Source organism: Lapidilactobacillus wuchangensis (genome assembly GCF_003946645.1).
Taxonomy (GTDB): domain Bacteria; phylum Bacillota; class Bacilli; order Lactobacillales; family Lactobacillaceae; genus Lapidilactobacillus; species Lapidilactobacillus wuchangensis.
Genome location: NZ_RHOU01000025.1, coordinates 1 through 7,513, shown reverse-complemented (window position 1 = coordinate 7,513; position 7,513 = coordinate 1). Strand labels below are relative to the sequence as shown.

At 43.5% G+C, this 7,513-nt stretch carries 6 protein-coding genes; 5 read left to right on the top strand and 1 reads right to left on the bottom strand.

Going from position 1 to position 7,513, the window contains the following annotated elements:
• Positions 1-422: 422 nt before the first annotated feature.
• Entirely contained in the window at positions 423-1,076 is a 654-nt protein-coding gene (gene rpe, locus EKM82_RS10980) for a ribulose-phosphate 3-epimerase (RefSeq protein WP_125769404.1), read from the top strand.
• Between the two features lie 8 nt (positions 1,077-1,084).
• Complete coding sequence (gene rbsK, locus EKM82_RS10975) at positions 1,085-2,008, top strand: ribokinase (RefSeq protein ID WP_125769401.1); 924 nt, start codon at positions 1,085-1,087, stop codon at positions 2,006-2,008.
• Positions 2,009-2,115: 107 nt separating this feature from the next.
• On the opposite strand, the gene EKM82_RS10970 is transcribed toward rbsK, so the two are convergent.
• Positions 2,116-3,105 carry a LacI family DNA-binding transcriptional regulator gene (locus EKM82_RS10970; protein ID WP_164508271.1) on the bottom strand — a complete coding sequence of 330 codons (990 nt, stop codon included), beginning with the start codon at positions 3,103-3,105 and terminating at the stop codon, positions 2,116-2,118.
• A gap of 325 nt (positions 3,106-3,430) precedes the next feature.
• Between EKM82_RS10970 and galE the strand changes: the two genes are divergently transcribed.
• From galE to galT, 3 genes are all read left to right on the top strand, one after another.
• Positions 3,431-4,426: a UDP-glucose 4-epimerase GalE gene (galE, locus tag EKM82_RS10965; protein WP_125647749.1), complete on the top strand. Its 996-nt coding sequence runs from the start codon at positions 3,431-3,433 to the stop codon at positions 4,424-4,426.
• Between the two features lie 282 nt (positions 4,427-4,708).
• Positions 4,709-5,896, top strand: coding sequence for a galactokinase (locus EKM82_RS10960; protein ID WP_125769395.1), 1,188 nt, complete (start codon positions 4,709-4,711; stop codon positions 5,894-5,896).
• A gap of 3 nt (positions 5,897-5,899) precedes the next feature.
• On the top strand, positions 5,900-7,411 hold the full coding sequence (gene galT, locus EKM82_RS10955; RefSeq protein WP_125769392.1) for a UDP-glucose--hexose-1-phosphate uridylyltransferase: 1,512 nt from the start codon (positions 5,900-5,902) through the stop codon (positions 7,409-7,411).
• The last annotated feature ends 102 nt before the right edge of the window (positions 7,412-7,513 follow it).

Genomic DNA, 7,513 nt, shown 5'->3' with positions numbered 1-7,513 from the left:
GGATCTTGGCGTCAGCCGCCAAATTGTTCTTAGTGGCTGGGCCACTTAGAACAAGGCTTGTATTTGAGATTGTTGCGAAGCAATAAGCTCAAATCAATGCCGGCCGCGTTCCACGCCAAGCAGCCCGCAATGCAGTCAGACTCAATTCTGTTTCAACACCATAACCAGGTTTTAACGGTTTTGAATTTTAGCTTCAAATTGGTTCAAATCGACGGCCGCCGCGTTCCACAATCCTCAAGCCCGGAATGCAGTCAGACGTTATTCTGTTTCAACAATTTTATTTAGAAGTTAACGGTTTGAACCCTCGCACAGAATTAACTTGCAATTCAGCGGTGAATTCGGTCGTGTTTTCGCCAGCTGACAGTTATAATGAAGAGAGTGAGTGTCATTATTGAAGTGCTATTTTGAAGGGAGTTTTGGTAATGCCAGTAGTTGCACCTTCGTTATTAAGTGCGGATTTATTTCAGTTAGGCGCGCAGGTCGAGCAGATTGAAGCTACCGCTGCGCAATATTTACATGTCGATATTATGGATGGCCATTATGTGCCCAATATTAATTTCGGTGACAAGATCGTGGGTGAGTTGCAGCAGCATACGCATTTGACGCTGGACTGCCATATCATGGTTGATGACCCAGAGCAGGTTATTCATGACGTAGCGGTTGCTGGTGGCGATATTTTAACTTTTCATCCTGAGACTAGTGCTCATCCTTATCGACAAATTCAAGAAATCCATCGTCTAGGGAAAAAGGCCGGGATTGCATTTGATCCGGGCATTGCCATTAGTACTTATGCGGATTTACTGCCAATTGTGGACCAAGTGTTGGTGATGACCGTGAGTCCCGGCTTTGGTGGGCAGCAATTTCTACCGGAAATGCTTAACAAAATTGCTCAGGTGAAACGAATTCAGCAAGCTAATCAATATCAATTTGATATTGAAGTTGATGGCGGCATCAATAATGAAACTGGCCAACAATGTGTCAATGCCGGTGCTAATGTGCTAGTGGCTGGTTCGTATGTCTTTAAAAATGGCATTACCCCAGCAGTGATGGCTTTAAGTCAACTTCAACAAGAATAGGTGAAAATATGAACCGTGTAATGGTCGTCGGCAGTATTAATGTTGACCGAATTTTGCAAATCCCCCAACTACCCTTACCTGGAGAAACAATTAAAATGACTGGGCTGACTTCGGCTGCCGGTGGTAAGGGCGCTAATCAGGCTGTGGCTGCGGCTCGTTCTGGTGCCCAGACCACTTTTGTTGGAAAAGTTGGCGCTGACGCTGATGGTAAAATGATGCGGCAAACGCTACGGGACAATCAAATTGAAGTCAGTGCGGTCACAGTTGAAGCTCAGGCTGTGACTGGTCAGGCGTATGTCTTATTACAAGATTCCGGCCAGAATTCGATTATTATTAATAGTGGTGCCAACAATTTGGTGGATGCCGCGGCGGTTCAGGCTGCCCAAGCCCGTTTTGATCAGCAGGATTTTGTGATTGCAGAGTTGGAGACACCTTTGTCAGCAACTTTGACGGCATTTCGACTGGCTCATCAGGTGCAAGCCCGGACAATTTTGAATCCGGCGCCAGCACAACCGAATTTACCAGCGGAATTATTGGCGTTAACTGATTTAATTGTGCCTAACGAAACCGAAAGTGCCAGTTTAACCGGCATTCAAATTACTGATCAAGAATCGATGGCGGCGTCAGCGGCATTTTTCCATCAACAGGGCATTGCTGCGGTGGTGATTACGTTAGGGGCAGCCGGTTGTTATTATTCTTATGCAGATCAGCAGGGAATAATGCCCGGATTGTCAGTGCCAGTTGCGGACACAACTGCTGCCGGGGATACTTTCATAGGCGCTTTGGCGGCTAAATTGCAGCCTGACTTCAATAATTTAGTGGCGACTTTGCAATATGCAACGCAGGCATCGGCGCTAACGGTGCAACGAATGGGAGCCTTGCCGTCAATTCCGAATCAAGCAGCAGTGTTGGCTGCCTTAGCAACTAATTAAAGTTCATTATCTAAAAAAGCTCGTTAACGACTTGAGAACTACCTGTCGTTAACGAGCTTTTTAATTTGCCTAAAATTGAAGTGACCAAAAATTTACTAAATCACAGTTTACCGACTGCTATCGCGCAAGATTAATTCCGTACCAATATTTAAGTTGATTGGCGTCTCACGTTGGTTTTCCAGACGATCGAGTAACAGTTCAACACTTTTTTGGCCCATTAATTTTGTATCAACTTTAACTGAACTGATTGGCGGACTGAAATATTTAGCAATCGTGGTATCGTTAAAGCCGATAATCGACACCCGCTCAGGAACCGGGATATTAGCCTCACGCAGGGCATGAATCGCGCCAATTGCTAAGGCATCGTTAGCCGCAAAAAAGGCGTGTGGTAGCCGGTCGCCTAAATCAGCAATTGCTTGGGCCATCATTTTCTGGCCAGAATCGACACTAAAAGCGCCCTGCAGAATAAATTCTGGATGAAGCAGTTTATGATCGCGCATGATGTTGCGGAAGGTGTTGACCCGTTGATCAGTGAGCTTTAGTTGATGATCACTAGTTAATTCCTCGCCAGCTAACATACCAATATCTTCAATTCCTTTATCAAGGAAATAGGCGATAATTTTTTTAACCGGATAGTGGAAATTGGTGGTGACACTATCGAAGCCCACGTTGAGCGTATTAAAATCGACAAAAACAGTGTTTAAACCAGTCGCACTAATTGCTTGGAGCTGCTGGGGACTGAATTTTCCAATGGCAATCATGCCAGCAAATTCGTCTGAATCAGGAAGGGCTTGGTTAGGGCCAATTTGTTGGACCGCAAAACCAGCCGCTTGAATTTTCTCTTCAGCGCCTAAACGAATTGATAAATAATAAATATCGTTTAGCTCTTCTTGCTCGTTGTACCAAGTAAGCAGAGCAATTTTTTGAGCGGTTTTTTCGGCCCGGATTTTTTTACGATAGTTTAGCGCTTCAGCGGCGGCAAAAACCCGTTGTTTGGTTTCATCAGTGACTGATAAATCTTGATCATAATTCAATACTCGAGAAACGGTTGCTGGTGAAACCTGGGCCCGAGCGGCAATATCTTTAATGGTTGCCATGAATAACATCCTAACTAATTTAGTAATTACCTAAGCTTAATTATAGAATTATTTAGTAAACTTTTCAAATAAACGTCTAGTTTTTGTTTCATCAAATTGCACAATTTTTGGCGCTGGTTTTGGGCAATAATTAAGGACTAAAATAACTGGCAAAAAGTAACCTTCTCAATGACTTTAACCATTTTTGGTATCGATGCGACTTTTATAGTAAACTGAAGATAATAGTCAAATTTGTCAAGACTGACTTGCAAATTGAACTAAAAAATGGTATAAAATATTTAGTAAATATTTTATACCATTTACTAAATTATGAGGTGATGTCAAAATGGCAATTTTAGTCACAGGTGGCGCTGGTTATATTGGTTCACATACAACCAACCGCTTATTGGATCAAGGACAAAAAGTAGTAGTTGTTGACAACTTAGTAACTGGTCATCGGGCAGCAATCGATCCCCGGGCGAAATTCTATCAAGGCGATTTACGCGATCGGGAATTTTTAAGTCAAGTTTTTGAAAAAGAGGAAATTACTGGCGTGGTTCATTTTGCCGCTAATTCTTTGGTCGGCGAATCGATGGAGAAGCCACTGAAGTATTTCGACAATAATGATTATGGCTTCATCGTTTTATTGGAAACAATGATTGCTCATAACGTTAAGAAAATTGTCTTCTCTTCAACGGCGGCAACTTTCGGCGAAGCCAAGGAAATGCCAATTACCGAAACAACGCCACAAGTGCCAACCAATCCTTATGGCGAAAGTAAATTAGTCATGGAAAAATTTGCACACTGGGCTGATGTGGCTGATGGCTTGCGTTGGGTCGCTTTACGCTATTTCAACGTTGCTGGGGCCAAGGCTGACGGATCAATTGGTGAAGATCATCATCCAGAAACTCATTTAATTCCGATCGTTTTGCAAGTTGCTAGTGGCAAACGTGAGAAGTTACAAATCTTTGGCGGCGACTATCCCACTAAGGACGGCACCAACGTTCGTGACTACGTCCATGTCATGGACTTAGCTGACGCTCATATTTTGGCATTGAACTATTTAAATGACGGCAATGATTCTAACGCCTTTAACTTAGGCTCAGCAACTGGTTTCTCTAACTTGGAAATCGTTGAAGCTGCTCGTAAAGTAACTGGCGCGCCAATTCCTTACGAAATTGCTGGCCGCCGTGCCGGTGATCCAAGTACGCTGATTGCTTCATCACAAAAAGCTCGTGAAGTTTTACATTGGCAACCAAAATATGATGATATCGAAAAAATAATCGCCACGGCCTGGACTTGGACTGAAAAACACCCAGCCGGTTATGACGACCAAAAATAGAGTGTGAGGGGCGACGTACTTTTGGCGTAGCGTAATTTCGATAAATTGATTGGGCGATGCCAATCGACCGAGCAATTTATCAAATTAGGCATAGCCATTTGTCGACCCGGACACGTTTCAACAAATCAGAAAAACTACGGGACACGGCAGATAATTATAGACGCGTTCCGAACTATCAACTCAGCAGTCGGCATGCCGGCTGCCTTACATAACCGTTGCCTGGCGCAAAAAAGGACTGCCGTGTTAGGCGATAAATTTTAAGAAAATGAGGCGTTTTCGAAGATGAATTTAGCAACTCTTACGCAGAATTTTGAAAAAACTTTTAACCAACCGGCAACCGCAAGTTATTTTGCTCCGGGCCGCATTAATTTGATCGGCGAACATACTGACTATAATGGCGGTCATGTTTTTCCAGCGGCCATTAGCTTAGGAACTTATGCAGTTGTGGCACCACGGACTGACCAAACTTTACATTTATTTTCAGCTAACTTTGAAAGTGAAGGTATTCGTACCATTGACTTAGCTGATTTGAAGTTTAAACAAGCAGATGGCTGGACCAACTTTATTAAGGGTGTTTTCACACTGTTACAGCAACAAGGACACAGCTTTAGTCATGGCTTAGATATTTATTTCTACGGTAATTTACCGGCCGCTTCTGGTTTGTCATCATCAAGTTCAATTGAACTGTTGGCTGGTGCCATTCTCAATGACGTTTATCAAATGGGATGCTCGCAATTAGATTTGATCAAGCTAGGCCAGCAAGTTGAAAACCAATATATTGGTGTCAACTCGGGTATCATGGATCAATTCGCCATTGGCATGGGCCGTAAAGACCAAGCCATTTTTTTAGACACCAATACCCTAGATTATCATTATTATCCATTAGCTTTAGGCGATTATCGCATTGTAATCATGAATACCAACAAGCCGCGTAAATTAAGCGATAGTAAATACAATGAACGGCGGTCTGAGTGTGAACAAGCCTTGGCCAATTTGCAGAAAGTTATCGCGGTGCCAAGCTTAGGTGCCTTAGATGAAAATACTTTCGATGAATATAGCTACGCGATTGGCGATGGGACACTACTTAAACGTGCGCGCCACGCTATCTTTGAAAATCAACGGACGATTTTGGCGGCAGCGGCGTTGGAAAATCATGATTTGGCGAAGTTTGGTCGCTTAATCAACGCTTCCCACGTTTCGCTGGAATATGATTACGAAGTGACTGGGATTGAATTAGACACCTTAGTTCATACTGCTTGGCAACAAAAAGATGTTTTAGGTGCCCGGATGACTGGCGCTGGTTTTGGCGGCTGTGCCATTGCGTTAGTGAAGCAAGCAGCCATTCCTGAATTTATTAAAAACGTTGGTCAAGTTTATGCGGAAACTATCGGCTATGAAGCAAGTTTCTATGAAGCTAGCATTGCTGATGGCCCTCACAAAATTACGGCGACTGATTTGGAGATTGAATAAATCATGACGGCAAAAACAAATTTAATTTTTTCATTTTTAAATTGGATCATTAAGGATAATCATCAGTATCAAGATTTGGACCGGGTCTATTTACAAAATCGCTTGCTGGCTTTAATTGGTGGCGCCGATGTTACCGAAGTTGTTGGTGAAGCAGCTGACGAGCCCATTGCGCTAGCCAATGCTTTGGTCGATTACGCCATTTCCCAGCAACAAATCACAGATGATCAGAGTTCACGGGATATTCTTGAGGCGCAATTACTGGACTTTATTACGCCGTTGCCTAGTGAAGTGAACCAACATTTTTGGAAAACCTATCATCAGGACTCAGCGCAAGCGGCAACTGATTACTTCTATCAATTATCAACGCGTAATGATTACGTTAAAACAGCGCAAATTGCCAAGAATATTAAATATGATGTGGCGACTGACTACGGTGATTTAGAGATTACGATCAATCTCGCTAAGCCAGAGAAGGACCCTAAGGCCATTGCTGCCGCTGCTAAAATGGCACCAGCGACTTATCCGGCTTGTCAACTTTGTGTTGAAAATGAAGGTTACTTAGGTCGGGCCAATTATCCTGCTCGCAGTAATCATCGGATTGTGCGGTTTGATTTAAACGGCCAGACTTGGGGCTTCCAATATTCGCCTTATGCTTATTTTAATGAACACTGTATTTTCTTAGATACCGTTCACGAACCGATGCATATTAATCGTCAAACTTTTGCCAATCTGTTTACGATTTTGTCATTGTTCCCGCACTATATGGCTGGCAGTAATGCTGATTTACCGATTGTGGGCGGCTCGATGCTGAGTCATGAACATTATCAAGGTGGCGGCCATAAATTTGCCATGATGAAGGCGCTAATTGACCATGAATTTACTTGGGCGAAATATCCTGATGTGAAATTTGGGACGGTTAAATGGCCGATGTCAGTTATCCGTTTGACTGGTACTGATCAGGCAGCCTTGATTAACGCGGCCGCCGAAGTACTTCAGGCTTGGCGCGGTTATTCTGATGCTAGTCAATCGATTAAGGCTTACGCTGAGGACGGCACGCCCCATCACACCGTAACCCCAATCGCTTGTAAAAATGATGCTGGTGATTATCAATTGGATTTAGTTTTACGTGATAATCAAACGTCTGCCGAATATCCCGATGGCATTTTCCATCCCCATCAAGACGTGCAACACATCAAACGGGAAAACATTGGTTTGATCGAAGTCATGGGCTTGGCCATCTTACCAGCACGGCTTTTGACTGAATTACGTGAAGTTGAAAAATACTTGTTACAACAACCCAATGAAATTGCTGCTTATCACAAAACTTGGGCGGACGAATTGGCAACCAAGTATCAGGGCCAATTAACCGCTACTAACGTTGAAAACATCGTCCAACAAGAAGTCGGGCATGTCTTTGCCCGGGTGCTTGAAGATGCCGGTGTCTTCAAACGGACTGAGGCTGGTCAAGGTGCTTTCCGCAAGTTCATTGCTACGATGCAGAATAGTCATAATTAAAACTTCCCCAGTTGGGGGCGGTGGCGGCGCAATTTGAGGGGCGTGGAACGCCATGAGCATTGATTTAAGCTTTTGTTACACAAAATCTTAAATACAAGCCTT